The organism is Bacillus sp. EKM501B (genome assembly GCF_011800505.1).
Classification (GTDB): Bacteria; Bacillota; Bacilli; order Bacillales; family Bacillaceae_G; genus Bacillus_A; species Bacillus_A cereus.
On record NZ_JAALFZ010000002.1, the window covers coordinates 130,583 to 155,730 of the forward strand.

Below are 25,148 nucleotides of genomic sequence, written 5' to 3' on the forward strand. Positions count from 1 at the left end.
TTGTTACTCTTCGTTGCTTAAACGCCCTTTAATTGCTTCTTTAGCAACTTCACGATCATCAAAATGATGAACTTCTTTACCAATAATTTGATACGTTTCATGACCCTTACCAGCAATAATAATGATATCATCTGCTTTCGCTTTAGTGATTGCATGGTGTATCGCTTCTTTTCTATCAATAATCACTTCATAATTTTTCCCACTTGCACCATGTACCATATCATCTAAAATAGCCGCTGGATCTTCACTTCTTGGATTATCTGATGTGTAAATTGCATGAGTTGCATATTTTGTTGCAACACTTGCCATTATCGGTCTCTTCGTTCGGTCCCTATCGCCGCCACAACCAACGATACAATACACATCACCTTTTGCAAATTGTTTTGCAGTTTTTAATACATTTTCTAAACTATCCGGCGTATGTGCGTAATCAACAATAACTGTATAATTTTGTCCTCCATCAACAACTTCAAAACGCCCTGGAACCCCAGCTAGTTCTTTTATAACAGCAATGATTGTTTCTAATTTCACACCCGAAACAAGTCCTGCTGCTGTTGCTGCAAGTACGTTATATACATTAAATTTACCTATTAATTTCATCGTAACATTTACACTTTCATATGGTGTGACAAGCGTAAATGTAGTCCCGCCACTCGTCATAACGATATTTTTTGCCATAATGTCACTTGTTGTATCAATACCATATGTTACAACTGTTGCTGCAGTACTTCTCATATACTCTTCTGTTACATTATCATCGCTATTCAGCACAGCGTACTTTTCACGATTATGATTATAACTATTGCCAAGCTGTGCAAATAGTAACCCTTTTGCATGTTTATATTCTTCCATCGTTTTATGATAGTCTAAATGATCTTGTGTTAAATTCGTAAACACCGCTACATCGTAATCACATCCGTGTACACGACCAAGATCTAACGCATGTGACGAAACTTCCATTACCGTGCTGTCCACACCTTGTTCAACCATTTTTGAAAACGTCTGTTGAAGTGTTAGTGCATCTGGTGTTGTATTTTTCACCTCAAATGTTTCATCACCGATTTTCATATTAATCGTTCCAATTAGCCCTGTTTTATGACCATGTGCTCGCATAATCTCATCCATAATATGCGATGTTGTTGTCTTTCCATTTGTACCTGTAATTCCGATTAAATGTAACTTGTGTGTCGGTTGACCATAAAAATAATCAGCTAAAACCGCTAACGAACGAAAAGTATTTTTCACAAGTACAACTGGAACGTCAACATCAATTGGTCTTTCCGCAACAATAGCAGCCGCTCCTTGTGCCGCTGCTTGCTTAGCAAAATCATGGCTATCAACCGTATATCCTTTCATACATACAAATAAGCTTCCCTCTTTCACTTTACGTGAATCAGCTTCTATAGATGTGATTTCTGGATTTTCTTTTGGAACAACTGGAAAATCATGCAAACATGATACAAGTGTATGCAACTTCATTTCACTAAACCCTCTCTACATTGTTTATTTATCTTTTTTCAGTAAGCAACACATTACCTCCTATATAAGGAGGTAAGTGCTACTGACCTATTTATGAATGAGACACTTACTGTCTCAAATTAAGTAACTGTTCTATAAAGAACTCACTTCCACCAATTGTACCATAAAACGTACTATGTTACCTTTAATTCCCGAAGTAAATTCTAATTTTTGAGCCTTCTTTTACTTTAGCTCCCGCTTCTGGTGATTGTTTAATTACTTTCTCTCCATCTCCACTTATATCAAGCTTCAAATCGACGAGTTGTGTTTGTAAGTCTTTCTTTTTCATTCCAATTAAATTCGGAACTTCCACAGTTGGTGTATCGCCCCATTTATATTCTTTCTCAACTTGTTCTTTTCTCGGTTTCACTCCCATAACAGGAAGCGCATCTCGAAGGATATTCCCGACAATCGGAGCTGCTACCACTCCACCAAACTGTGTAACCCCTTTTGGATTATCAACAGCTACATACACAACAATCTCTGGATCATCCGCTGGAGCAAATCCGATAAAAGATACTATATAATTATTCTCTAAATATTTACCATCCTTCACCTTTTGAGCAGTACCCGTTTTTCCACCTACGCGATATCCATCAATATAAGCACCTTTACCAGAACCTTTCGCTACAACATTCTCTAATGCATACCGAACTTTTTCTGAAGTTTCCTTGGAAATAACTTTTCTTTTCTCAACAGGTGTCTTTTTACTAACAACTTGATTATTTTTCGGATCAATAAACTCCTTAGCTATATACGGCTGATACAATGTTCCACCATTTACAGCCGCCGCTACAGCTGCTACTTGTTGAATCGGCGTAACAGAAACTCCTTGGCCGAATGAAGTTGTTGCTTGCTCTACTGGACCAACTTTATCTAAATTAAATAAAATCCCACTGCCTTCACCTTGCAAGTCAATTCCAGTCTTCTGCCCAAAACCAAAATTACGAATGTATTTAAATAATCGGTCTTTACCAAGGCGATCACCAAGTTCAATAAATCCCGGGTTACATGAGTTTTGAACGACTTCTAAAAACGTTTGACTGCCATGACCTCCTGCTTTCCAGCATTTCAATCTAGCTCCACCTACTTCAGCTGCTCCATCATCATAAAACGTATCCTTCTCTAAGTCTACTAAATTTTCATTCAATGCTGCAGCTAATGTAATGATCTTAAATGTTGAACCAGGCTCATACGTACTCCATACAGGTAGATTTCTGTTATACACTTCTGGAGAGACACTTTGAAAATCCGCTGGGTCAAAACTCGGTCGACTAGACATCCCTAAAACTTCACCATTTTTAGGGTTCATTGCAATCGCAATCATACCGTCAGGATTATAAGTTGACTCCGCAATATTCATTTCTCTTTCCATAATCCTTGTAATACGCGCATCGATTGTTAATCCTAAATTTAAACCGGCTTCTGGCTTTTTGAAATCATCACCAACATTAGGCATCCTTTGTCCTTTCGCATCTGCAAAAAAACGCACATGACCTTTGTCCCCATTTAGCTCTTTATCATAATATTTTTCTAGTCCCATAAGACCTTGGTTATCGCTACCTGCAAAACCTAATACATGTGATAAAAAGTTTCCAAATGGATAGTACCGGATAGAATCCTCTGCGATATACACGCCCTTCAGACTTAATCCTCGTACTTCTTTCGCTTTGTCATGTGATATTTTCCTTCCGCCTTTATCTAACCTTACAATCGATTCTTTTTTTGTAATCCTTTTATAAATCTCATCTTTTTCCACACCTAATACTGCAGCTAACTTCTCTGCAGTCTCCGCTGGTTTTTCAATTTGCCTCGGTACAACAAAGACAGTTGGAGCACTTTTATTCGTGGCAAGTTCCACACCATTTCGGTCTAAAATTTTCCCACGTTCGGGTTCAAAAGTAATATTACGACTCCATGAATCTTTCGCACGATCCGTTAACATATTCCCAAGAAAAAATTGCACATATCCAAGACGAATATCGATAATCGTGAAAATAAGTATACCTGATATAAGTATAAAAATAAGTCGTTTTCTAACTGTTACATTTGATACACGCATATTGGAACAAGCCTCCCTTACGCCTAGCTTGTTCCAATATATGCTTGTACTTATTTAATTAGAACTTATTCTCTTTTACCATTACGGCTTTTCTGCTTCTTGCTGTGGTTCGAGTGGCGGTACGAGTGTGACACCTAATTCTGTACCAGGTTGTAATAATGTTCCTTCCGCCACACTTTGTTCTGTTACGTATCCTGTACCAGAAGGTTTCAAGTTAAGCTGTAATGTCTTCGCTAAATTCATAACATCACGCAGTGCCCATCCTTGTATATTTGGCATTGTAGGCTTATCTCCTACCAAGAAGACTCGGTCGCCTTTTAATGTTTGTTCAGTCGCTTTTGGTACTTGTTGCTGTACTTTCCCTTCACCTAGTACGATTGGACGAAGTTTTGCTTTATCAATCGCTTTCCCCGCTTCAGCCATCGTTTTACCATTTACATCCGGAACAGTAGTTTGTTGTTCTTTCAGATGTTTTTTCGGATCTTTAACTTCATTTGGCTTAATCTTTAAATACTCTAAACTATTTTTTGTTACATATTTAAAAATATCAGCTAACGGTTGTGCACCGTTCTCATCATCTTTTAATTTAGGCTGTTTAACAGCTACATACACAACAAGTTGTGGATCGTCCATTGGTGCCATACCTAAGAATGAGAATATATAATTCTGTCTCCCTGTCATATAGCCGCCTTTTCCATCCGGAATTTGCGCTGTACCTGTTTTACCACCAACTGAATATCCATCAATTTTATAAGCTGTCCCTGTACCTTTCGGAGATGTAACAACACGTTCTAATAATTGTCTTACTTGCGCTGCTGTTTCCTTTGTAACAGGTTTTCCTACTTCTTCTGGCTTATGTTCTAATTTTACTTTGTCTGTTATCGGATCTACAATTTTATCAATTGCATAAGGTTTCATCATTTTCCCATCATTTGCAATGGCCGTTGCAGCTTGTACAAGCTGAATTGGTGTTACAGTGGAACCTTGTCCAAAAGCTGTTGTCACTTGTTGTATTTGCTGATCAAATAAAATTGTATTCGATCCTTCACCTGATAAATCAATGTTCGTTTTTTCATCTAATCCAAAACTATGAATATATTTTCGGAAACGTTCTGGACCAAGTTTTTGATCTCCTAAAATTGCAAACGCTACGTTTGAAGAACGCTCTACCCCTTCATCAAACGTGATAGAGCCCCAACCAGCACCACCGTTATGATCTTTTATTTTCCTATTTCCGACTTGATATGTCCCGGACTGATAATAATCTTGGCCTTTGTACACACCTTCATTAATAGCTGCAGCTAACGTGAAAATTTTCATTGTTGATCCAGGTTCAAATGCATTGGCAATTGCGTCATTATAAAAGTATTTATTATTCTCTATGTTCGGATCATAACTAGGTTTACTAGACATTGCTAATATTTTCCCCGTTTTCGGATCCGCCACAATTCCAATTAAACTTTCCGGCTCATAATGTTGACTCGCCGATTTCATCGCGTCTTCTAAATAACTTTGAATACGTTGATCCATTGTCAAATATACATTATCTCCATTTTTAGGTGCCTTCACATTCACTTTCCCACCGTCAAGAGATACCCCCCTACGATCGCCTGTATAAGCTACCTCTCCATTTGAAGCTCCTAAATATTTATCCAAACTTTTTTCTAATCCAAATTGACCTACTGCAATTCCATCTTCATTCGGTTTCGCATGCCCTATAACATAAGATGCGAAATCACCATTTGGATAAACTCTCGCATTTTCGGTAATAAAAGAAACCCCTGGCAATTTCAATGCTTCTATTTGTTCTTTCTTTTCTTTCGTCAAGCCCTTACCTATCTTCCCAAATTCCACTTGACTTTTATCTTTATTTAACGTCGCTAAAATATCCTCTTCGCCTTTTCCAAGTACTCCTGCAATTTTCTTTGCAGTATCTTCTTTATTCTCAACTGAGTTAGCACCTTTTAGTGCAGCTACCATTTTGTAAGAGTTTGCGTCTTGCGCTAACACATGACCGTTTTGATCATAAATGGTTCCTCTGTTCGCTTCAAGAACTCCTTTTTTACTATGCTTTTGTTTAGCAAGTGCATCTAAATCCTGATTATGAACTGTTCCTGTTGATTGTATGTAAAAAAATCGGGCTAATAACAGCAAAAAGAGCAGGAGGAAAAATATCATAAAATAACCTGCTCCCTTATTGGTATGAAATTTAGTCATATTCTTCTTCATCGTTCCTTCACACCTATTGCCTTATTTGAGGCCTTTCACATTATTCGCATTAATTTCTAGCCCGTGTTTTTTTGCAACTTCAGCGATTCGTTCATAGCGACTTAACTTCTCTACTTCAGCTTGTAATTCTTGATTTTCTTTTTGCTGCTGCACAATTTTTTCTTCTATCGTCGCTGCTTCTACATTAACTTGATAAAGGCCTGCTTTATTTCCAATAAACGCGACACAGGCATACAATAAAAAGCCAATAAACGCTACATACAACAGTTTTTCGATTCTTGTAATTTTCGCTTTAACCTTCGGCTTAGCCATCTGCTGTGGGGGCGTTTGAATTTGCACCTCTTCTTGCGCTTGTTGTTTGTACTTTACAGCTAAATTAGTCATACCTCTCTCTCCCTTTTATCGTTTTTCAGCGATTCTCAACTTCGCAGAACGCGCACGATTATTTTCTTCTAGCTCTATATCAGAAGGTAAAATCGGTTTTCTTGTAATAAGCTTTAATTTCGGCTTAAATTCATCAGGAATAATCGGTAATCCTGGCGGCAATTGTGGCGTTGTACTATTTCGCTTAAACGTTGTTTTACAAATACGATCTTCTAATGAATGGAATGTTATAACACTAACTCTTCCACCTGGCTTAACCATCTCAATAGCAGATTCCAATGCTTCTTCAAATACTTTTAATTCATCATTTACAGCTATACGAATTGCCTGAAACACTCGCTTAGCAGGATGCCCACCCGTTCTACGAGCTGGAGCCGGAATACCTTCTTTAATTAGCTCTACTAATTCTCCTGTCGTTTCAATAGCTTTATTCTCACGATAAGCTTCAATTTTTCTTGCAATTTGTTTTGAAAATTTCTCTTCACCGTATTGGAAGAAAATCCTTACAAGTTGTTCATATGACCAGCTATTTACAACATCATACGCTGTTAATGGGGCATCTTGATCCATCCGCATATCTAGCGGTGCATCATGATGATAACTAAAGCCTCGTTCTGGTGTATCTAATTGTGGGGATGAAACACCTAAATCAAATAAAATACCATCTACTTCTGTTATACCTATTTCCTGCAGTTTTTCAGCTAAATAACGGAAGTTACTCTTTACTGTTATAAACTGTTCACCGTATGAAGAGAACTTTTCTTTCGCGTTTTGAATCGCTATCTCATCTTGATCAAACGCTATTAATTTTCCACCTTCAGTTAATTGGGATAATAAATAAGAACTATGTCCTCCTCCCCCCAGTGTACAATCTACATATGTACCATCTGGCTTTATATCTAAGCCGTCTACTGTTTCCTTTAAAAGCACTGTTACGTGTTTAAACATTGTTGCACCTACTCTTTTTCCAATTAATTATGTTGAATGTATCCCTTCCTCTAAACACATATTTCACGCTTAGAGAATGAAATAATACGAAAGAACGACTCATTTAACTTACCAACAAAGGCAACATACTATACAAATCGCTATTTTCTTTTATTATATACTAAATTTTATCATCTTTTGCGGGAATTTAAATAAAAAACTGTCGAAAAAGCGAATAATACGTTTACATTTTGTGCTATTTTGTCATATATTTAAGTATCCAACACAATTGCCATATCTAACATTTTTTGATTGATAATTCAGAAAAAAAATCACTTCACAGTAAATTCAACGGAATAAAAATAAAATCCTGCTCCAAAGAGCAAGATTTTATAGTTTTATAACATGATGTTTTCCGTCCCAAGAAAAAGGGTTTTCCATTACACGATCAACGAAGTCCAAACCAAACTGATTTAAATAATAACATACATTCCACACACGTTCTTGCGGCGCACCTAATGGACGAAGTGCGAATTGTATACGGCGGAATTTATTTAGCTGAACCTCATACTTTTTCTCAACATTTCTTTTCAACATTCTTTCCAACAGTTCAATTTGTTCATTAATTTTCAATTCGTTTTTCCCTGCAAACGCACCTAACCCTGGCTCTATTTTCTTTACAAATTGCTGTAAAGATGTATGAATATCGGCAATTTCTTTTTTCGCCTTTTCAAAATGATCATCAATCGGTTCCTCTATTTGATTAGACAACCAGTTTTCACGCAGTTTATCGACATCATTTAAAAACGGATCAATTTCTCTCAATTGCAGATCGAATAAATCTGTCGCTATATCTCTCTCCACATAAGTAATTGTAAGACGAGGAACGACAGGTGGCATTTGAAAACCGACAGTATGGAATACTTGTTGTAATTCACTCCAATAAGCTAATTCCCCTGGACCTCCAATAAATGCGAGCGTAGGAAATACATACTCTTGCATAAGAGGACGTGTTACAACATTATTACTAAAACGTGCCGGATTTCTCTCCATCTCTTCAATCAACTCTTCGTATGAAAAGGAATGCGCCCCATCCTTTCCAACAAACTTACCTTGATGCTCTTCAAGCAATACTCGTTCATTATCTATTTCCATGAATATATGCACTGCATGAGACTTCGTTTCAATAATCGGTTTGTATCCTAGTTCTTTAATTACTTCCTGCTGATTACGAAGGCCCTCTTGTACCTCTTTATACTTACTTATAATTCGCTTGAAAAATGGAATTTCTAACTTTCTTAATTCAGGATGATGTGAATCAACAAGGATTAAACCAGAATTAGCAAAGATTTTCGTAATAAGATGAGCAAAGAAATCTACATACGTATTCGATTTTTTCAAAGCATCATCAACAAATTTTAATACATCTTTTGTAAAATTTGTTTCTGGGTATGTTTTAAAAATCTCTTCAATCCAATTTCTACAATCTTCAACAGAAAGTTCAGACTCAGAAGCACTTGCCTTTTTCGGATTACGGTCATAAAAAATAGTTTTTTTCATCTTTTTATTTTTCGCTACAAAAGTATGATTAATCTCATCCATATCATGGTCTTCACCCGCAATCCAGAAGACAGGGACAACTTTAACTCCTAAACTTTCTTCCTTTTCCTTTGCAAGCTGTAAAATTGAAATAACTTTATGAATTGTATAAAGCGGTCCAGTTAATAACCCCGCTTGTTGTCCAGCTATAACAACATATGTATTTTCATCTCCAAGCGCTTTTACATTTTGAAGTGTAGATTCTCCCGCTTGTAATTTTGTATTATATTCTAATAAATGCGCTACTAAATCTTGGCGGAAAAACTCCCTTTCACGCAAATCATGTAAACGTTGTTTAAAAGCATCTTCTGTTAACATATAATCAAAACATGACTGTATCTCTTTTTTACCGTTCATATAGTCCGCTACAATACCTTGTTGCGGAACAGAGATTTCTTTTATCTCCATATAATTCTTCCTTTCGTATCCAGTTCTCTCACCAATCCACATTGTAGTCAATGTTTCACGTAAAAGCAAAGAATAACACTTATACTCTTGTTTCTAAACCTTTTATTGCATCGAACAAAAATTGAAGTGTCGGAACTGGTCGTTGCTGTTTCTTAGCTTCTTCTAATACATATCCAACAATCGCATTAATTTCCGTCTTTCTACTCGCTCTTACATCCGCTAGCATAGAAGATGTATTACGAGACGTTCCTTCACACACATTTCGTACCATTTGCCATACCATTTCTTTTTCTCCTCTAATAAGAAATGCTGCCTCCTGAAACACTTGCTCCATCATTTGATAAAAAAAACGATTCGTGATTAATTCACCATTCTTAACTCCCAATAGTGCTGTCAACGGATTGATACATACATTTACTACTAATTTTTTATGCATAATCTCTTCCCAATCCGTTTCTATTTGAACTGGAAAATAAGCAACAGGAAAATAATTGAATATTTTTTTAAAATGTATAGATTGACCACAAACCACTCCAAATTTTGTTACCCCTATCCCAGTATGATGAACGATATGCCCTCCCTCTTTTTTCGCACCATGTTCTACAATACCAACAGCTATATTTTTACTCCCTATGTTCAGCATCTTTTGAAGATGCGACATTCCGTTTTGCAAAAAGATTAATGATGATGCCCCTTCCACAAACGGTAGTACGTCATCTATATGATATTGCTTCACAGCAATAAATATATAATCTAAATTTTGCGCTACCATACTTTCTATCGGTAAAACAGATGGATATACTGTTTCACATCTTCCATCTCTAATACAAGTTACACCTGTTTCATTTAATTCTTCAGCTTGCTTAGCTGTTCTTGTAAACAACGTAACATCTTGGTTATTTTTTTGTAAATAAAATGTATACAATAGACCAATAGCACCTGGTCCGACAATTCCAATTTTCATTTTCACACAAGGAATTCACACTAAGCGCCCTTGCCTTCCCCCCTTTATATCTTTTTAAAGCACCTGAGCACGCCCTATAATTCCGCTGTCCTCTGCCCAACAAATATACTCTCATTTTTCACTATGTATGTACCACCTATTAATACGCTTCTACTCTTAGTTTAGCAAATCCTCAAAAAAATAAAAAAAGAAATATACTATCTTCTTCATAAAAATAAAAAAATGAGTTATACTATTATTATAAATATTTTTACTTTTCTGCATTCAACGAGACAAGAAAAGGATGTGATGTAATGGGATTCCCAAAAGTTGAGCGCTTGCTCATCAATTATAAAACGTTAGATGAATTCAAAAAATTTAAAGGGTGCGGAGCCCAGGAACTATCTATGCTGGAAGAATTACAAGCAAACATTATTGAAAACGACAGTGAATCTCCATTTTACGGTATTTATTATGGCGGATCACTAATCGCACGTATGAGTCTATATATGAAAAGAAACGGCGGAGAACCATTCGAAATTACAGGTCCCTACCTAGAACTTTATAAACTTGAAGTATTACCAACTTTTCAAAAACAAGGATTCGGGCAAATGCTTGTAAATCATGCGAAACAAATGCAATTTCCTATTAAAACGATAGCACGTATTCATTCAGCTGGTTTTTGGGATAAATTAAATTTCAACCCCGTATCAGTAACTGATGGAGATTTTTATATTTGGCATCCAGAAGCAAATTTGAATGCGGTTACAAACGAAGAATCGGCTTAAGAAATAAAAAAACAGCTGTATAACAGCTGTTTTTTATTTCTTAAGCTTCTCTAACTTCTCATTCGAGCGAGCATTGTTTCTTTCCGCTACCATTACACTTCTTTTTTGATCGATATAATCAAGTAGTGTTCTATACTCTTCTTCATATACTGATAATCGCTCCAGAAGACGCTCTCTTTCTGTTTGTAATGATTCAACTTGTTGTTGCAACACCGTTAAAGAGTTTTCATCTTTATAATTTTGCAAGAAATCAATAACATCATTCAACGTAATTGACGTAGGTTCTAACACCTTTGTCTCTTTCACTTCATAATTTTCTACTTTACGAAGTTGCTTTGCTTCCTCAATACGTTCTTTATATTGCTTTCTTACGTAAGAATTCCATCTAAACCCACATGCTGCTGGTGTACGAGATAAATTTTTCCCCACTTCCTTAAAGGCAGAAAGTTGTGTTCCACCTTCTCGAATATGCCGGAGTACTACTTCTGCCAGAAGCAAATCTTCATCATCAGTCCAAGCATCTTGTCTTGTTGTCGCCATCTCTCTAGTCCTCCCTATGCATTTTTTATTAAGCATATGCAGTTACTAGAAAAGATAGAATACAACAACTAAAGATTAAGACAAAAAAATAAACGCAGAAGATATCTTCTGCGTTTATTTTCCCGCAATTACTTGCTGATTACTTCTTTACCTTTGTAAGTACCGCATGCTTTACATACACGGTGAGCTAATTTCGCTTCACCACAGCTTGGGCACTCTACCATACCAGGTACTGATAATTTGAAATGCGTACGACGCTTTCTTTTTACTGTTTTAGAAGTTCTTCTAAAAGGTACAGCCATTCTTCCCACCTCCTTAAAAGAAATAGTTATTTTCATATGAAGGCCTGAACCAGTCTTCCGATTATTTGTCAAAAAACTTTGCAAGTCCTGCCAATCTTGGATCAACAGTCTTTTCTTTGTCTTCTTCCGAAATCACTTGCCAGTCTTGACCTTGCGTCGGTGCTCCACCAGAAACATCATCACTGAAAATTTGCATTGGAATCTCCAAAAGTATATTTTCCTTGATTACGGGCAGTAAGTCAAGTACTTCTCCTTCTAAAGAATGAATTTCAGCTTCAGTTTCAAATTCTTCTTGTGAAGTTTGGAACACCTCAGTTGTTTTAATGTCAAATGGTAATGTCACATCTACTAAAGAGCGAGAACATGGTAAAACCATGCTTCCAGTTATATGTAGATGAAACGTAAACTTACCGGAGCCAAAATCAACTCTTCCCGTTACATGAACAGGATTAATTTCACGAATATCTTTCTCGACCTCTTTTAGCTCACTTACATCTACCATCTCATCCAATGTCAATCCTTTATTTCTCAATTTATTCAATTGATGGATGGACCATTTCATATCATATCACCTCAAGGCAACAAACAAAATTATAGCTAGCCATTTTATATTTGTCAATGTTTTTTCTTTACACTATAATGAAGTCATCATAGTAAATAATATATAGAGTATCACGTTTTTCAAAAAGATGCTACATCGAAAGGAGAGATTACCATAAAAGCTGGTGGTATTGTTGTTGAATATAACCCTTTTCATAACGGTCATCTTTATCATGTGCAACAGACAAAAAAGTTAACACAATCCGATATAATAATTGCCGTTATGAGTGGTCCTTTTTTACAGCGTGGTGAGCCCGCACTCATTTCCAAATGGTATCGCACTAAAATGGCCTTAGCAAACGGCGTAGACCTTGTTGTAGAGCTTCCATACGTCTTTGCAACACAAAAGGCTGAAACCTTCGCAAATGGTGCTATTTCCATTTTAAATGCCCTACGTGTTTCTGAAATTTGTTTCGGTAGTGAGGATGGACAAATCGAAAATTTTTATAATACCATCTCCGTACAAAAAAACGAAGATGAGACTTTTAACTGCCTTGTAAAACAATTCATGGACGCTGGTAATAGTTATGCAAAAGCAACATCGGATGCTTTCTCACACATTTTAACATCTGAAAAAAACATAGATATGTCACAACCAAATAATATTTTAGGCTTCCAATATATGAAAGCAATTCTGTCACAAAATAGCTCTATACAAGCTCAAACTATAAAAAGATTTGCCTCTCATTATCATGATGAAACATTTAATGACCAACATATTGCAAGCGCGACAAGCATCCGAAAACAACTCTTTAGCGAAGAAGGATCATTTACAACAATTGAACCTTTTCTCCCACAGGCAACCACTTCGCTTTTAGCAAATTACAAACAAAACTACGGGATATTACATAATTGGGAACAATACTTTTCATTTTTTAAATATAGACTCATGACGATGTCTCCAGGGGACTTACGACATATATATGAAATAGAAGAAGGTTTAGAGCATCGTATTTTATCAAAAATACAAAACAGTTCCTCCTTCTATTCATTCATGGAAGCATTAAAAACAAAACGTTATACATGGACTAGATTACAAAGAGCTTGTACACACATTTTAACAAACACAACAAAAGAGGAAATACGTAGCGCAAATATAGAACAACACGCACCATATATTCGCCTGCTAGGTATGTCACAAAAAGGACAAACTTACCTTTCAAAAAACAAGAAAAAAATCGAACTTCCAATCCTTACTCATACAAAAACATTCGACCATGCCGCTTTAGATATAGAGAAAAAAGCAAACTCTGTATATTTCTCCATCATGCACGAACCGTTACGCACACAACTATTAAAACAGGATATAACACACCATCCTGTTCGCTATGATGAAACAACTACAAAATTCCTATAAAAAAACCTCTCTATTTCAGAGAGGTTTTTTCCTTATCCATCTTTTCTAAATATGTTAACGCATCATCCAGCGTATCTACTGGTACAATTTTCATTTTTGTTTTAATATCCTTTGCAGTCTCAAGTGCATCTTTATAGTTCGATTTCTCCGCACCTTTTTCATTTGGCGCAAAGAACACTTCAGCCCCCGCATCGCTAGCAGCCACCACTTTTTGATTTATACCACCAATTGGGCCCACTTCTCCTTTTTCATTAATTGTACCTGTTCCAGCTATTTCATGTCCTTTCGTTAAGTCTTCTTCCACAAGTTGATTATATATTTCTAATGTGAACATTAAACCTGCGGATGGTCCACCAATTTCATGAGAATTAATTTTCACTTTCGGATCGACCACTAATTCTCTTTCCGTAACGATAGAAACACCTATGCCGACACGCCCATTCCCATTAGGAATCGTCTTTACATTTAAATTTTCTTTCAATTGTTTTCCATTTCTCATGTACTCAATACTTACAGCATCGTTTTCTTTTTTCCCTGTCATATATTCAATAAATTGCTCCGTCTTTTCAAATGTTTTTCCGTCAACAGCTATAATAACATCACCAAGCTTAAGCTTTCCTTCTGACGGCATTCCTTTTGCCACACCAGCAACTAATACACCTTTATTTTCAAAAGATACTGAGCGATTTGCACGTTTATATGCATTATAAATTGCTGCATTTTGCGAATCTTTCATCGCATAATTTTGGCGAAATTGATATTCTTCATCACTCTCACCTTTTTGCAATATTTCTTCCGCTTTCGAAATATGTGTATATTTATTAAACTGTGCCGCTATTAAATTCACCACATTTGCTGGTCCCATTGAAACCGTAACAAGCATAAAATCACCAGATTCTTTCGTTCCACCCTCAACTTGAACATAAGGCTCTAATTTGGCAGCCATTCCTGGTTTTGTTATATAATACGGTAAACGTACGTAAACAAGTAACATCGCCAATATAACCCCTATTAAGATTGCATATATAAACCGAAAACGCTTAAACATTATGTTTCTCCTTCCACTGCTCAATTAATAAATAAATATTTGAAACATGTTTTTCTGCTTCTACTTCTCCAACTCGAATAATGTCTTCAATGTTTGTAAAAGCACGTGAACTAAATTGCTCTACAGCTGGTCGCATCATTAAATCCGATGCAATTTGCCGATTCATTACAAGCTCATGCTGCATAATTTCAATACTTTGCATGATTACGTCATAAATGGACGTAACATCGCCATTCACCTTAATTGGAGATACATCAACAGCGATAACAATATCGGCCCCTAACTCTTTCACAACCGATACTGGGATGCGATCAATGACTCCACCATCCACTAATAATCTTCCATCTATTTTTTCTGGTACAAACACTCCAGGAACAGATATGCTAGCCCTCACCGCATCTGCAACTGGCCCACTTGTAAAAACCACTTTTTCCCCCTTCAATATGTCAGTAGCCACAACAGCCGTCGGGATATCTAACTCTTCTAAATTTTTATTATATGTAAACATTTTAATCATATCTTTGACACGTTTTCCAGCAATAAATCCCATTTTCGGTACCGTGAAATCTAAATAATACTTCCGCTTAAAAACAGATGCCAATTTATACAATCTTTCAACGTTACTACTTGCCGCATAAAACGTACCTATTAGCGCCCCCATACTACTTCCTGCAATCATGTGAATAGGGATACCCGCTTCCCTTAAAACCTTTATTACACCAATATGAGCAAACCCTTTCGCTCCTCCAGACCCAAGTGCTAAACCAATCTTTGGTTCTTTCATTTTTCTCACCCTTTAATTTTTTTCATTCCTTTTTCATACTTATGGTCTAAATTCACTACGTATCCACGTATACTGAAATGAACGTTTTTTGGGACAAAGGGGGATTTACTTACATGTATGAAAAATGGAAAACCGCTTTCCTTACCATATCAACGCTATTTTTAACCTTTTCTCTTGTACTCCACCCCCAAGCCGCTTTGCAAGCTTCTATTCGCGGGTTAAATATATGGTGGGAAGTTGTATTCCCTTCACTACTACCGTTTTTCATCATTGCGGAACTTCTAATTAGTATCGGTGTTGTAAAATTTATTGGCGTTATATTAGAACCACTCATGCGCCCACTTTTTCGCGTTCCAGGGATAGGCGGATTTGTTTGGGCGATGGGAATGGCTTCTGGTTTCCCTGCAGGCGCCAAATTAAGCGCTAGACTACGAAAAAGCAATCTTTTAACTCAGATTGAAGCGGAGCGCCTCGTTTCTTTCACAAATTCTTCCAATCCACTTTTTATTTTCGGTGCTGTGTCTATCGGCTTTTTTAATAATCCGAAATTAGGAATTATATTAGCCGCTGCCCATTATTTCAGTAACTTTGCTGTCGGATTAATTATGCGTTTTTACGGCGATAATACCGCTTACAAAAATAATACACACACTACAAAAAAACGTCGCTTTCAAAACCCTTTTTTAATTCTTCACGAGACACGCTTACAAGAAAAAAGACCAATTGGTAAATTACTTGGGGATGCCATTGTTTCTTCTATTCAAACATTACTTATGATTGGCGGATTTATTATTTTATTCTCTGTGTTAAATAAAATGATTACTGTATTCCACATTACAGCAGCTCTTTCTTTTATTATGCAACATATTTTATCATTCTTCCAACTAAGTACAGATTTTAGTATACCTATATTATCAGGTATTTTCGAAATGACACTCGGAAGCCAAATGATTAGTCAAATAAATGAAACACCGCTCTTACAACAAGCTATGGTAACAAGCTTCATTTTAGCATTTAGCGGCCTTTCTATTCAGGCACAAGTTGCTAGTATATTAGCTGAAACAGATATCCGATTTAAACCCTATTTTTTCGCACGAATTATTCAAAGTATTCTTGCCCCTATTTTTACATTTGTATTTTGGACACCATTTTATGAGAAAGTGAGTTCTTTCTCACCTATACCAAAAGATATTCCTGTATTTTTATCCGAGCATCCTTCTATACTACATGAAATTTGGACATCTTTTATACATTATGGACCAATTTTTACATTATTTTGTCTATACTTATATGTTATTTTATTATTTTTGCGCACGTATAAAGAAAAACCCCGTTCACTTTAACGGGGTTTGAAACTTTTCTTTTAAAGCACGCTCTACAATAGGAGGTACAAGATCCACTACACTTCCTCCATACCTCGCAACTTCTTTTACAATACTCGAGCTTAAAAATGAATATTGGTTGTTTGTCATAATAAAAAATGTTTCAATATTTTCATCTAATTTTCGATTCATAGAAGTAATTTGCATCTCATATTCAAAATCAGAAACTGCTCGTAAACCACGTAATATTGCATTTGCATTACGCATTTTTGCATACTCTACTAATAGCCCACTATGCGAATCTACCTTTACATTCGGGATATCCTTTGTCGCTTCTCGAATTAGTTCTAATCGCTCTTCAACTGAAAAGAATGGTTTTTTTGATGAATTGTTTAAAACGACTACGTACACCTCATCAAATACTTTTGCTCCCCTTTTAATAATATCCAGATGCCCAAGGGTAATTGGATCAAAACTTCCTGAAGAAATAGCTATACTTGTCATTCTGTCCCCTCACCTTCATACTTATAAATCGATATTGCAGTAATCCCATAATTCTCAGCTCGTACTTTTACAAGCCTTCCTATTGAATTAGGTAAAACTACATCATTACCATGCTCTGCCATAATTAATCCATCACTATGTAGCAATCCATGTTGATCCATTACACTAATTAAAGATACAATTTTTTGCTCTTTATATGGAGGATCTATTAATATAAGATCGAATGACATTTCACGTTTTATTAACGCCTTTACTGCACGTTCAGCATCATTTCGATATACTTCAGCTTGTTCCTGTACTCTACAACTTTCTAAATTTTGATGAATTACTTTTATCGCTTTACTATCCCGATCAACAAAAATTGCTTTATCGATCCCTCTGCTCAAAGCCTCAATTCCAAGACCACCACTACCACCAAATAAATCAAGGGCGATACCACCATCAAAATAAGGACCTATCATATTAAAAATAGATTCTTTTACTTTATCTGTCGTTGGACGTGTTGTATTACCAGGAACCGCTTTAAGTGGGTGTCCTTTACATTTTCCTGAAACTACTCTCATCTGTTGTCACTACCTTTATTTCAATCTATCGAGCGATTATAGAAAGCCATTCCCACTTCGGTAACCGTTAACAAACCACATTCACCTAACTATAGAAAAACTCGGCCTCAAATAACCTCTCGTTATTTTTATGTATTCATCTCATCATTCACTAATATGAACCCAATATGTATATTAGTTCCACTTTATCTTTTTTATCCTATCACAAAATAAAAAAAAGAAAAATAAAAAGCCCAACATAAAATTTAATTTCATTATGTATATCTTCATTTAGATTGGACATAAATAATTATAACAACATCACCTTCGATGTTGTTGCCAACCGCGGAGAAGACTTACGTTTCCCCATAAGTTCTTCCTCCGGTTTCTCCTCTCCCTTTGCCTTCTTACTAGTACATGCTAGTATAAGAAGGGCCCTGCTATGCAGGGTTTTTTTTCTTTGTGTGCTTTTCATTTAAAAAGTGAAATGGTACAGTAAAAGAAAGAGGAGGAAAAGATATGATTCAACGCTTTATAGAACTTGGAGAAGGCTACTCTGATTTATATGAATTACTTGAAATTGCCAAAACAAATCAAGAACGTATAGCACATATGTTACAATTTGAAACGATAAAAAACGATAAAAAAGTGTGTTCGCTTGTTGTAATATTAAAACCAACTACTACTGGTGATTTCCAACCATTATACATATGTCGTGAAGGCATTCCTGTATTTGAAAATAAAAAAAGTAAACGTGTCATTTTATTTGAAGAAACGGCAGAACAACTCGGGAAAAAAGTGGCTACCTTTACTGTAAAACCATCTACAACTTTCCCAGAAAAAGAACTATTTTTTAATCATTTAATTGGTATTTTACGAATGAACAATTTCATTCCTCCGATGAAATAACACGTTATTTCAAGTGAAAAATCCCCCGCTAAATTTAGCAGGGGATTTTTTCTATTAGCTATAATCGTATTCTTTTGCTCGATCAGGACGGGAATTTTCAAATTCCGTTTTTAAATACGGGCGATACGACTGTTCTATCTTTTTCACAAAAGGAAGTTTGTTCAACTTATGCATCATATGCTCAATTTGTTCCATATCACAATATACTACAGCATATTTTAATCGTTTTGATATGTAATGTATGTTACCATATTTCCTTAAAATCTTGGCATGTTTCAATGAATGTAAATAAACAATCATACTTTGTCGTTGCCCGAACATAATCTTCTCCATCTTCTCCTTTTAAAAACATATATTTTATATTCTATGAAAACCAATCAGAAATTTATAACATTACAGGACAAACTCTGTATACGTTTTCTTCCAACTTCTAAAAAACGGGGTACATCACCCCGTTTTTTTACAACCACAACCTCCGCCAGTACCACAACCTCCACCACAGCCACCAGCATCAAAGAATGGATTTCCTGTTGGCACTTTAATGGAAGAAGACACTTCCGAACCGATTGCTACACTAACTTCGTCTAATAACTTCTGCAAAGCAGTTTCTGCTCTTTTAAAAGCTGCAACCTTATCATGTAAGTCCACAGAACGCTTTAATTCTCTCATTTTCATCGACACGGTAGTATAGTCAGGATGGTATTTTCCAAAACGCTGTACTTCCTCATACCGTTCTTTCATCGCTGTAAATTGCTGAATTAGCGTCTGAAGTTCCATATCTTCATGTAATTCTCTATAATACTTACGATAATCTTCTGCTATATCTGAACAGATAATCGCTTTTGCAAGCTGCTCTGCCTTATCTAATATTAATACGCTTTCTAGCGTCGCTACAATCATGAGAGACACCTCCGAGTATCCATCATACCACATTTAGATTAGAACTACTAATTGAAGTGACTTACTCAAAAGAAAGATATAACGTAACTATTTTTACACTATATCCGTACACACTTATACATTAATATGTTCCGCTATATTATATTTAAGAACATCCCATTTTCCACTATTTTGTTTCACATAACTAATACACGCATTTTTTAATGGTGTCTTAAATGTAATTTCATCTGGTTCAATGGCATGTAAAATCGCTTTTATCGCGTGTGAGTGAGCAACAATAATAATACGTTTGCCAAAATGAGTTGTCGCAACATCTTCTAAAGCAGCAAAGCAACGAGCTACAATCTCTTCATCTCGCTCCATACCTTCTACTTTACCCTCAGCAATCAACTCTCTAACAGCCGCAACCGGCTTCCCTGAAGCTTCTCCAAAATTCCGTTCAACAAATCGCTCATCTAATAAAATCGATTGTAATCCAACTGCCGTTGCGATTTCATTAGCCGTTTCTTGCGCTCTAATTAACGGGCTACTTATAATGATATCCCACGTTTCTTCTTGTAAAGCAGCTGCACTTTGACTCGCTTGCTTCTTACCAACTTCATTAAGCGGAATATCTTCTCGCCCCTGAATAATTTCTTGAAAATTCCAATCAGTTTGTCCATGTCGTACTAAACAAATTTCCGTCATGCTGCAACTCCTTTTTAAATAATCAACTTCTATTGTAACAAAAGTTCTGCATGACGGACATATTTTTCACTTCCAATTAGGTTGCGTTTTGTTGCTTCATATACTGAAACATATCAATCATGATCGAAGCAACGGCCAATTGATTTTGAAACTTTTCCACTTTATCTGGTATCGTTTTTTTGAAATGTTGCATCGCCGCTAACTCAAAAGCCTCTTTTTCTTCAGGATTTCGTGTTAATTTTCTATACCAGTACGGTTGCTCTCTAATATAACGAGATAAATCCTCATCAGCCTTTATAAACTCCATAATTTCTGCTCTCATCATCTTTCCCCCTAATCCTTTTGAAAGAAAAACGGGTTATTTTCTGAAGTACTTTGCTCTTGCTGCGTACGGTTACCTTGAAATTGCTGAATAACTTGTTGCACGCTCCCAATTGCACTCGTCACATTGGCTAAATGGTTCTGCATTTGTTCCACGTCCAACTTTTTAAAAAAAGAAAGCATTTGCCCCATCACATCAGCAGTTTTTTCCTCTTCAGTTCGATTATCTTTTTCTTTTTTATTTTCTTTTACCGAAGAAAACGCAGGCGCTCCATCCGGTCTATAAGTTGCCCATATTGGATCTTCTTCACCAAGTAAGTACCATTCTTCATAAAATTGTTGCCATGTTTTATGACCATTTCTAACCTCATGAACCATTTTAGGGTGATGGTTTACAAATTCTTTAAACTGTTGAACCGATGGATGTAACGGTCCTTTTGTTGTTGGCATAATCCTCACCTCTCCATGTATATCTACTATATAGTAAGAAAAAAAAGGCGCATGGTTCGCCTATTTTTAGACGATTCATGCACCTTTTTTTCTGCTATTTGCATACGGTCACATTCCCACCTACAATTCAGTGAATACGAAGTAACTAATTAGGTGATGTAACACCCCACCGCTTACAGTTTCGCTTTATTTTCGAATAAAGTTTTGTGTATAAAATTTATCGTATACACCAACACCTAATCCTGTAAATTGTTCATTTAATAAATTCTTTCTATGCCCCTCACTATTTAACCAACCTTGCACTGCCGCAATTCCATCACTATGTTGCGCCGCTATGTTCTCACCAGCAAGTTGAAATCCTACTTTCCCGCGCTGCAAACGATCTCCTAGTGTACCTAATGTAGGTGAGTCATGAGAAAAATAATTATTGTCTTTCATATCTTTACTGTGACCAACAGCAACATCTGCTGTTTCCTGATCCCATGTTAATAATGGTAATTTATGACGACTTCGAATGATATTTGTTAAATCAAAAATTTGTTGCATATTCCCATTTTCTACTTGTTTTATTTTTTCTGGAGTCAATGGTTGTTCTGCTATTAATTCACCTGAATAAACGAGCTGATACGGTCTTTGGCGTAATAAAGTTTCATCATCCATATAACGAACACCAACAAGCTCATGTGTAAATTGATCAAAATACAATTGCGCCCATCCATCTTCTACAGGTATTAACGGTTGTTCCATGACTTCGGTATCAGATAGCTCAAATTGATAACTATTTTTCCCTCTTTTTAATGAAATTTCATGCGAAAGCGGACTTTTTTTATATACTTCTTCATATTTTTCATTTATATAATAAGGTGGAACCTTAACTTGTTCACCAGCTGCGTATGCCGTTACAACTTTACGTTCAGAAACTCCAAATTGAACATACTGAGTTAAATCCTGGTTGTATACCCACCATTCATATCCGTATGCAGATGGCTCTATTCGAGAGGGTTCTCCCCACTTCGCTAATAGGTTTTCAGAGTCTTCACCAATCATATTTAAAACAGTGTCTGAGGAGTCTTCCTTAATTTGCTTTTTCTTTTTCACAATTTTATTTTCTTGCTTTGATTGAGATGGGGTTAATATATATTGTGAAACGAGTAATTTCCCGTATAAATCAACAGCTAAAATTAAAAATGTAATCATTACGATACGCAATAATTTCTTCAAACGATATACCTCCTGAACAAAACATAAAATTGAGATATACACAAATCCTTTTCTTTCTTTTTGTGTGTACCGTACTCTTTTCACTATATCATATTTTTGTGAAAAAAGTCTGGATTATCCCTTTTCTCTCAATATGAATTGCACTTTCTTATTATTCATACTATTATAAAAATAATGGTGTAACATTAAAAAAGGAGGTATTATATGCAATTTACAAATACGAAATTTAATGGAGCCGTCGTTGAATTAACTCTTTTAACTGAAATCATGGAAAACAACCACTTCGTACTTGCCGGACAGTGGGATTATGAACGAGTTACATACGATTATAAATTTGAAATATTAAAGGATGTTTATTATTTACGAGTGCAAGGAGTTGCTGTTGAAGGTGACATTGGCAGTAGACACGCTGAAGTAAAACTACTCCCCCCCTTATTAGGAAAACATTATTATCCTCACGGCGTTGAATATGGTGATGATGAGACTTTCCCAACGAATGTACTTCAAAAAAGCGAACAACTCCTACAAAATGTCGAAAAAGAGTTAAAAGAATTTCAAATTATTGATTAACAAAAACAAGCGCATCAATATGATGCGCTTGTTTTATTTCCCTTCCCTAAGAATGAATCGTTTTTTTTACTGGATATCCATAAATAGATCCATCTTTTACTTTAATCTCATCTTCCCAAGGGACCTTATATTTACCTTCAGCTAAATCTTTTACAAACGTATATGGATTTTCTTTCACCCCACCAGGAGTTGCTACATATCCTCTTGAACCTAGATTATATATATTATTTTCCAATCCCCATCCTAATCTAGCCTGATCTGCTAGTTCTGGATATACTTCAGCAGTAACAATCTCCCAAGGATTTCGATGACCCTGTACTAAAGTAGTCCCATCAAAATTACATACTTGTCCTTCACCAAAGTAATAAAATACACCATCATAACCCGCTAAGTTTACCGACAATGTATACATTAAATTTTGCCATGCATTTGAACGATTCGTTAGCATCCATTGTTCACTAACTTGTGTACTATATCCAGAAATACGAATTAAGACATTTGCACCTTTATAGGCCGCTTCACGAGCTACTTCAGGGAACATGCCATCATGACAAATACAAACAGCTAATTTACTTCCTCCAGGTCCATCACAAACAGGTAAGCCTAAATCTCCAGCTTTCCAAGGCTCGACTGGCACCCAAGGATTTAGCTTACGATACTTCAAAATCATTTCACCTTGTGGATCAATAATAACTGCTGTATTATATGGCTCTCCACCATCAGGATTTTTCTCCATTATTGAAAAAACACCATATACTTTAGATTCTTTACATGCCTCAGCAAATAAGTCTGTTTCTGGCCCAGGCACTGTGCATAAAAATTCTTCTGTAGTCCATTTTTTTGTATTGAGCCCTTGTGTACTATATTCAGGAAATACTATCAATTCTAAACCAGGGTAACCTGATTTGGTCGAATGAATTGTTTTTATGATTTGTTGAATTTGTTTATCAATGTCTGCACGCGATTCTACTACTGGTACTGGATATTGAATTAGTGCTGTCAAAAAACCACTAATCGGCTTTACCATACTTCCACTACTACCCATTTAAACTCCCCCTTAAAATAGTTCGTGTTTATTAAAGATAACAATATATATTTGTAACTCTCTAAAAAACTTGCACTACATATGGAATTATTACGCATGAAAGCTAGTAGTAAATTTTATCTCCACTTTTAGTACACGCCTACACTAACTTAACATAAAAAGTTAGAAAATTCAATCTTTTTAAGGTAGCTAAAAAGAAAAAGCGCATGGAATCCCATACACTTTTTTACTTAATCTGTAAATACGGCGGCAATTGTTGCAACTGCTCCTTATCCTTTTCACGTTCTCTACGTGCCCATCTAAAGAATACATAGCCTATAATTGTACCGTACACTATTTCCTGGACAATTTTCATTATGATACCACCAGTTTGCTGATCTTGTACGACTGGCATCCAGTGCAAAAATTCTGGTCCCGTTATATTTAAATCTGATAAAGTGCCCGCTGGTACACATAGTTCCATCGCTTTCATCCAAGCAGCCGGATCCGTATACGTTGCAAATAACGGGGCTGTCGCAAAAATGATTAACGCACATGCAGGCGTTAATAATATGCCGTTAGCAAACATATAACCAAGTTTCTTTATATCACTTAATGTTTGATATTCTGGTAATGGATTTAACATCGGCCACCACATCATGATTGCTGTAGAAAACAATATAGCGAGACAAATAGGATGAGCTATTTGACTTTGTTTTACTGTATCAAAAACAACTGGTAAATGATAAAAAGAAAACAGGCCGTTAAATACAAACAACGCAATAAGTGGTTTAGCAAATGCCTTTAATATAATTTGAACGAACTTAAAAGAAGTAATGTAACGATATAACCAAATTGGTATACCAAGCAACAGTAACGGTGGAACTGCAATATACATGACTGCCATTTCAAACATATGAGCACTAAATATAATATGGCCAATTAAATCAATAGGCCCTCCCTTTACAAAATACAAAAGAACAATACCAGTCGTAAAATAAAAAATTTGCTTCTTACTTACCTTCGTCGCATTTTCAAATCGCATTCTATATGGTCCAATAATTAAGAAGTACCCAATAAGAATCGAAAGCATAAATAATAAAAAGATTGGACTCCATAAAGCCTGAAAACCAAATATCCACAAGTTACTCATTTTCACACCTGCCTTCGTAAGGTTATCTCATAATATGAAGAGGGAGCTGTGACAAC

Annotated in this window: 27 protein-coding genes; 5 read left to right on the plus strand and 22 right to left on the minus strand. The window is 35.9% G+C overall.

What is annotated here, in order from left to right; genetic code table 11:
- Positions 1–3: 3 nt before the first annotated feature.
- The 7 genes from murE to panE all read right to left on the minus strand — a co-directional run bounded on the left by murE (position 4) and on the right by panE (position 10,091).
- A complete protein-coding gene (gene murE / locus HFD78_RS05325) occupies positions 4–1,479 on the minus strand; it encodes a UDP-N-acetylmuramoyl-L-alanyl-D-glutamate--2,6-diaminopimelate ligase (protein WP_000766316.1) in 1,476 nt (491 codons plus the stop codon).
- Between the two features lie 184 nt (positions 1,480–1,663).
- Positions 1,664–3,580, minus strand: a complete 1,917-nt coding sequence (locus tag HFD78_RS05330) for a stage V sporulation protein D (protein WP_001266237.1) — start codon at positions 3,578–3,580, stop codon at positions 1,664–1,666.
- A gap of 81 nt (positions 3,581–3,661) precedes the next feature.
- Entirely contained in the window at positions 3,662–5,809 is a 2,148-nt protein-coding gene (locus HFD78_RS05335) for a penicillin-binding protein (RefSeq protein ID WP_000739961.1), read from the minus strand.
- A 21-nt stretch (positions 5,810–5,830) separates the two neighbouring features.
- Positions 5,831–6,193, minus strand: a complete 363-nt coding sequence (gene ftsL / locus HFD78_RS05340) for a cell division protein FtsL (protein WP_000182804.1) — start codon at positions 6,191–6,193, stop codon at positions 5,831–5,833.
- Positions 6,194–6,208: 15 nt separating this feature from the next.
- Positions 6,209–7,141, minus strand: coding sequence for a 16S rRNA (cytosine(1402)-N(4))-methyltransferase RsmH (rsmH, locus tag HFD78_RS05345; protein ID WP_000472508.1), 933 nt, complete (start codon positions 7,139–7,141; stop codon positions 6,209–6,211).
- Between the two features lie 369 nt (positions 7,142–7,510).
- Complete coding sequence (bshC, locus tag HFD78_RS05350) at positions 7,511–9,127, minus strand: bacillithiol biosynthesis cysteine-adding enzyme BshC (protein WP_000403027.1); 1,617 nt, start codon at positions 9,125–9,127, stop codon at positions 7,511–7,513.
- A gap of 79 nt (positions 9,128–9,206) precedes the next feature.
- Entirely contained in the window at positions 9,207–10,091 is an 885-nt protein-coding gene (gene panE, locus HFD78_RS05355; RefSeq protein ID WP_002101275.1) for a 2-dehydropantoate 2-reductase, read from the minus strand.
- Positions 10,092–10,384: 293 nt separating this feature from the next.
- Here panE and HFD78_RS05360 point away from each other — a divergent pair, with 293 nt between their 5' ends.
- Entirely contained in the window at positions 10,385–10,858 is a 474-nt protein-coding gene (locus tag HFD78_RS05360) for an N-acetyltransferase (protein WP_000506692.1), read from the plus strand.
- Between the two features lie 33 nt (positions 10,859–10,891).
- Here the strand turns inward: HFD78_RS05360 and HFD78_RS05365 are convergent, their stop codons facing one another.
- The 3 genes from HFD78_RS05365 to HFD78_RS05375 form a co-directional block, all read right to left on the minus strand.
- On the minus strand, positions 10,892–11,398 hold the full coding sequence (locus HFD78_RS05365; RefSeq protein WP_000246468.1) for an RsfA family transcriptional regulator: 507 nt from the start codon (positions 11,396–11,398) through the stop codon (positions 10,892–10,894).
- Between the two features lie 128 nt (positions 11,399–11,526).
- A complete protein-coding gene (gene rpmF, locus HFD78_RS05370) occupies positions 11,527–11,700 on the minus strand; it encodes a 50S ribosomal protein L32 (RefSeq protein WP_001984764.1) in 174 nt (57 codons plus the stop codon).
- 61 nt (positions 11,701–11,761) lie between these two features.
- Entirely contained in the window at positions 11,762–12,262 is a 501-nt protein-coding gene (locus HFD78_RS05375) for a YceD family protein (protein WP_000872149.1), read from the minus strand.
- 213 nt (positions 12,263–12,475) lie between these two features.
- Here HFD78_RS05375 and HFD78_RS05380 point away from each other — a divergent pair, with 213 nt between their 5' ends.
- Positions 12,476–13,657 carry a nucleotidyltransferase gene (locus HFD78_RS05380; RefSeq protein ID WP_002062184.1) on the plus strand — a complete coding sequence of 394 codons (1,182 nt, stop codon included), beginning with the start codon at positions 12,476–12,478 and terminating at the stop codon, positions 13,655–13,657.
- Positions 13,658–13,667: 10 nt separating this feature from the next.
- Here the strand turns inward: HFD78_RS05380 and HFD78_RS05385 are convergent, their stop codons facing one another.
- Both HFD78_RS05385 and HFD78_RS05390 read right to left on the minus strand, forming a co-directional pair.
- Positions 13,668–14,705, minus strand: coding sequence for a SepM family pheromone-processing serine protease (locus HFD78_RS05385; RefSeq protein WP_000476280.1), 1,038 nt, complete (start codon positions 14,703–14,705; stop codon positions 13,668–13,670).
- Positions 14,698–15,489: a patatin-like phospholipase family protein gene (locus HFD78_RS05390; RefSeq protein WP_000662590.1), complete on the minus strand. Its 792-nt coding sequence runs from the start codon at positions 15,487–15,489 to the stop codon at positions 14,698–14,700. The genes HFD78_RS05385 and HFD78_RS05390 overlap by 8 nt, the downstream gene beginning before the upstream one ends.
- Before the next feature lie 113 nt (positions 15,490–15,602).
- Between HFD78_RS05390 and ylbJ the strand changes: the two genes are divergently transcribed.
- The gene (ylbJ, locus tag HFD78_RS05395; protein ID WP_097862767.1) at positions 15,603–16,832 is read left to right on the plus strand and encodes a sporulation integral membrane protein YlbJ; all 1,230 of its coding nucleotides are present in this window, start codon (positions 15,603–15,605) and stop codon (positions 16,830–16,832) included.
- On the opposite strand, the gene coaD is transcribed toward ylbJ, so the two are convergent.
- Complete coding sequence (gene coaD / locus HFD78_RS05400) at positions 16,824–17,315, minus strand: pantetheine-phosphate adenylyltransferase (RefSeq protein WP_000200601.1); 492 nt, start codon at positions 17,313–17,315, stop codon at positions 16,824–16,826. The genes ylbJ and coaD overlap by 9 nt on opposite strands.
- Entirely contained in the window at positions 17,312–17,878 is a 567-nt protein-coding gene (gene rsmD / locus HFD78_RS05405; protein ID WP_001266979.1) for a 16S rRNA (guanine(966)-N(2))-methyltransferase RsmD, read from the minus strand. Before rsmD ends, coaD begins: the two co-directional genes overlap by 4 nt.
- A gap of 498 nt (positions 17,879–18,376) precedes the next feature.
- On the opposite strand from rsmD, the gene HFD78_RS05410 reads away from it, so the two are divergent.
- The gene (locus HFD78_RS05410) at positions 18,377–18,766 is read left to right on the plus strand and encodes a DUF7147 family protein (RefSeq protein WP_000616017.1); all 390 of its coding nucleotides are present in this window, start codon (positions 18,377–18,379) and stop codon (positions 18,764–18,766) included.
- A gap of 54 nt (positions 18,767–18,820) precedes the next feature.
- On the opposite strand, the gene HFD78_RS05415 is transcribed toward HFD78_RS05410, so the two are convergent.
- From HFD78_RS05415 to HFD78_RS05440, 6 genes are all read right to left on the minus strand, one after another.
- On the minus strand, positions 18,821–19,087 hold the full coding sequence (locus HFD78_RS05415; protein ID WP_002082261.1) for a YlbG family protein: 267 nt from the start codon (positions 19,085–19,087) through the stop codon (positions 18,821–18,823).
- A 126-nt stretch (positions 19,088–19,213) separates the two neighbouring features.
- On the minus strand, positions 19,214–19,666 hold the full coding sequence (locus tag HFD78_RS05420) for a YlbF/YmcA family competence regulator (RefSeq protein WP_000634366.1): 453 nt from the start codon (positions 19,664–19,666) through the stop codon (positions 19,214–19,216).
- Between the two features lie 114 nt (positions 19,667–19,780).
- Positions 19,781–20,353 carry a histidine phosphatase family protein gene (locus HFD78_RS05425; protein ID WP_000134947.1) on the minus strand — a complete coding sequence of 191 codons (573 nt, stop codon included), beginning with the start codon at positions 20,351–20,353 and terminating at the stop codon, positions 19,781–19,783.
- A 76-nt stretch (positions 20,354–20,429) separates the two neighbouring features.
- Positions 20,430–20,675: a YlbE-like family protein gene (locus HFD78_RS05430; RefSeq protein WP_001200990.1), complete on the minus strand. Its 246-nt coding sequence runs from the start codon at positions 20,673–20,675 to the stop codon at positions 20,430–20,432.
- 11 nt (positions 20,676–20,686) lie between these two features.
- Positions 20,687–21,124 (minus strand): YlbD family protein, encoded by a 438-nt coding sequence (locus HFD78_RS05435; RefSeq protein ID WP_001143333.1) that lies wholly within the window; start codon positions 21,122–21,124, stop codon positions 20,687–20,689.
- Positions 21,125–21,310: 186 nt separating this feature from the next.
- Positions 21,311–22,345, minus strand: a complete 1,035-nt coding sequence (locus HFD78_RS05440) for a CAP domain-containing protein (protein ID WP_000735378.1) — start codon at positions 22,343–22,345, stop codon at positions 21,311–21,313.
- Between the two features lie 204 nt (positions 22,346–22,549).
- On the opposite strand from HFD78_RS05440, the gene HFD78_RS05445 reads away from it, so the two are divergent.
- On the plus strand, positions 22,550–22,915 hold the full coding sequence (locus tag HFD78_RS05445) for a YugN family protein (protein ID WP_001160947.1): 366 nt from the start codon (positions 22,550–22,552) through the stop codon (positions 22,913–22,915).
- A gap of 46 nt (positions 22,916–22,961) precedes the next feature.
- On the opposite strand, the gene HFD78_RS05450 is transcribed toward HFD78_RS05445, so the two are convergent.
- Together HFD78_RS05450 and ctaG are read right to left on the minus strand one after the other, a co-directional pair.
- On the minus strand, positions 22,962–23,960 hold the full coding sequence (locus tag HFD78_RS05450; protein ID WP_000535802.1) for a formamidase: 999 nt from the start codon (positions 23,958–23,960) through the stop codon (positions 22,962–22,964).
- A gap of 226 nt (positions 23,961–24,186) precedes the next feature.
- Entirely contained in the window at positions 24,187–25,092 is a 906-nt protein-coding gene (ctaG, locus tag HFD78_RS05455; RefSeq protein WP_097862769.1) for a cytochrome c oxidase assembly factor CtaG, read from the minus strand.
- Positions 25,093–25,148 lie beyond the last annotated feature (56 nt).

Excerpts from the sequence above, each read along its gene's own strand:
- bshC (WP_000403027.1), bottom strand. The coding sequence starts at position 9,127 with ATGGAGATAAAAGAAATCTCTGTTCCGCAACAAGGTATTGTAGCGGAC.
- HFD78_RS05450 (WP_000535802.1), bottom strand. The coding sequence starts at position 23,960 with ATGGGTAGTAGTGGAAGTATGGTAAAGCCGATTAGTGGTTTTTTGACA.
- HFD78_RS05410 (WP_000616017.1), top strand. The coding sequence starts at position 18,377 with ATGATTCAACGCTTTATAGAACTTGGAGAAGGCTACTCTGATTTATAT.
- HFD78_RS05425 (WP_000134947.1), bottom strand. The coding sequence starts at position 20,353 with ATGACGGAAATTTGTTTAGTACGACATGGACAAACTGATTGGAATTTT.
- HFD78_RS05430 (WP_001200990.1), bottom strand. The coding sequence starts at position 20,675 with ATGAGAGCAGAAATTATGGAGTTTATAAAGGCTGATGAGGATTTATCT.
- rsmH (WP_000472508.1), bottom strand. The coding sequence starts at position 7,141 with ATGTTTAAACACGTAACAGTGCTTTTAAAGGAAACAGTAGACGGCTTA.
- murE (WP_000766316.1), bottom strand. The coding sequence starts at position 1,479 with ATGAAGTTGCATACACTTGTATCATGTTTGCATGATTTTCCAGTTGTT.
- HFD78_RS05360 (WP_000506692.1), top strand. The coding sequence starts at position 10,385 with ATGGGATTCCCAAAAGTTGAGCGCTTGCTCATCAATTATAAAACGTTA.
- HFD78_RS05335 (WP_000739961.1), bottom strand. The coding sequence starts at position 5,809 with ATGAAGAAGAATATGACTAAATTTCATACCAATAAGGGAGCAGGTTAT.
- HFD78_RS05365 (WP_000246468.1), bottom strand. The coding sequence starts at position 11,398 with ATGGCGACAACAAGACAAGATGCTTGGACTGATGATGAAGATTTGCTT.
- HFD78_RS05420 (WP_000634366.1), bottom strand. The coding sequence starts at position 19,666 with ATGATTGTAGCGACGCTAGAAAGCGTATTAATATTAGATAAGGCAGAG.
- HFD78_RS05390 (WP_000662590.1), bottom strand. The coding sequence starts at position 15,489 with ATGAAAGAACCAAAGATTGGTTTAGCACTTGGGTCTGGAGGAGCGAAA.
- ctaG (WP_097862769.1), bottom strand. The coding sequence starts at position 25,092 with ATGAGTAACTTGTGGATATTTGGTTTTCAGGCTTTATGGAGTCCAATC.
- HFD78_RS05375 (WP_000872149.1), bottom strand. The coding sequence starts at position 12,262 with ATGAAATGGTCCATCCATCAATTGAATAAATTGAGAAATAAAGGATTG.
- rsmD (WP_001266979.1), bottom strand. The coding sequence starts at position 17,878 with ATGAGAGTAGTTTCAGGAAAATGTAAAGGACACCCACTTAAAGCGGTT.
- HFD78_RS05330 (WP_001266237.1), bottom strand. The coding sequence starts at position 3,580 with ATGCGTGTATCAAATGTAACAGTTAGAAAACGACTTATTTTTATACTT.
- coaD (WP_000200601.1), bottom strand. The coding sequence starts at position 17,315 with ATGACAAGTATAGCTATTTCTTCAGGAAGTTTTGATCCAATTACCCTT.
- panE (WP_002101275.1), bottom strand. The coding sequence starts at position 10,091 with ATGAAAATTGGAATTGTCGGACCAGGTGCTATTGGTCTATTGTATACA.
- HFD78_RS05385 (WP_000476280.1), bottom strand. The coding sequence starts at position 14,705 with ATGTTTAAGCGTTTTCGGTTTATATATGCAATCTTAATAGGGGTTATA.
- ylbJ (WP_097862767.1), top strand. The coding sequence starts at position 15,603 with ATGTATGAAAAATGGAAAACCGCTTTCCTTACCATATCAACGCTATTT.
- rpmF (WP_001984764.1), bottom strand. The coding sequence starts at position 11,700 with ATGGCTGTACCTTTTAGAAGAACTTCTAAAACAGTAAAAAGAAAGCGT.
- HFD78_RS05415 (WP_002082261.1), bottom strand. The coding sequence starts at position 19,087 with ATGTTCGGGCAACGACAAAGTATGATTGTTTATTTACATTCATTGAAA.
- HFD78_RS05445 (WP_001160947.1), top strand. The coding sequence starts at position 22,550 with ATGCAATTTACAAATACGAAATTTAATGGAGCCGTCGTTGAATTAACT.
- HFD78_RS05435 (WP_001143333.1), bottom strand. The coding sequence starts at position 21,124 with ATGCCAACAACAAAAGGACCGTTACATCCATCGGTTCAACAGTTTAAA.
- ftsL (WP_000182804.1), bottom strand. The coding sequence starts at position 6,193 with ATGACTAATTTAGCTGTAAAGTACAAACAACAAGCGCAAGAAGAGGTG.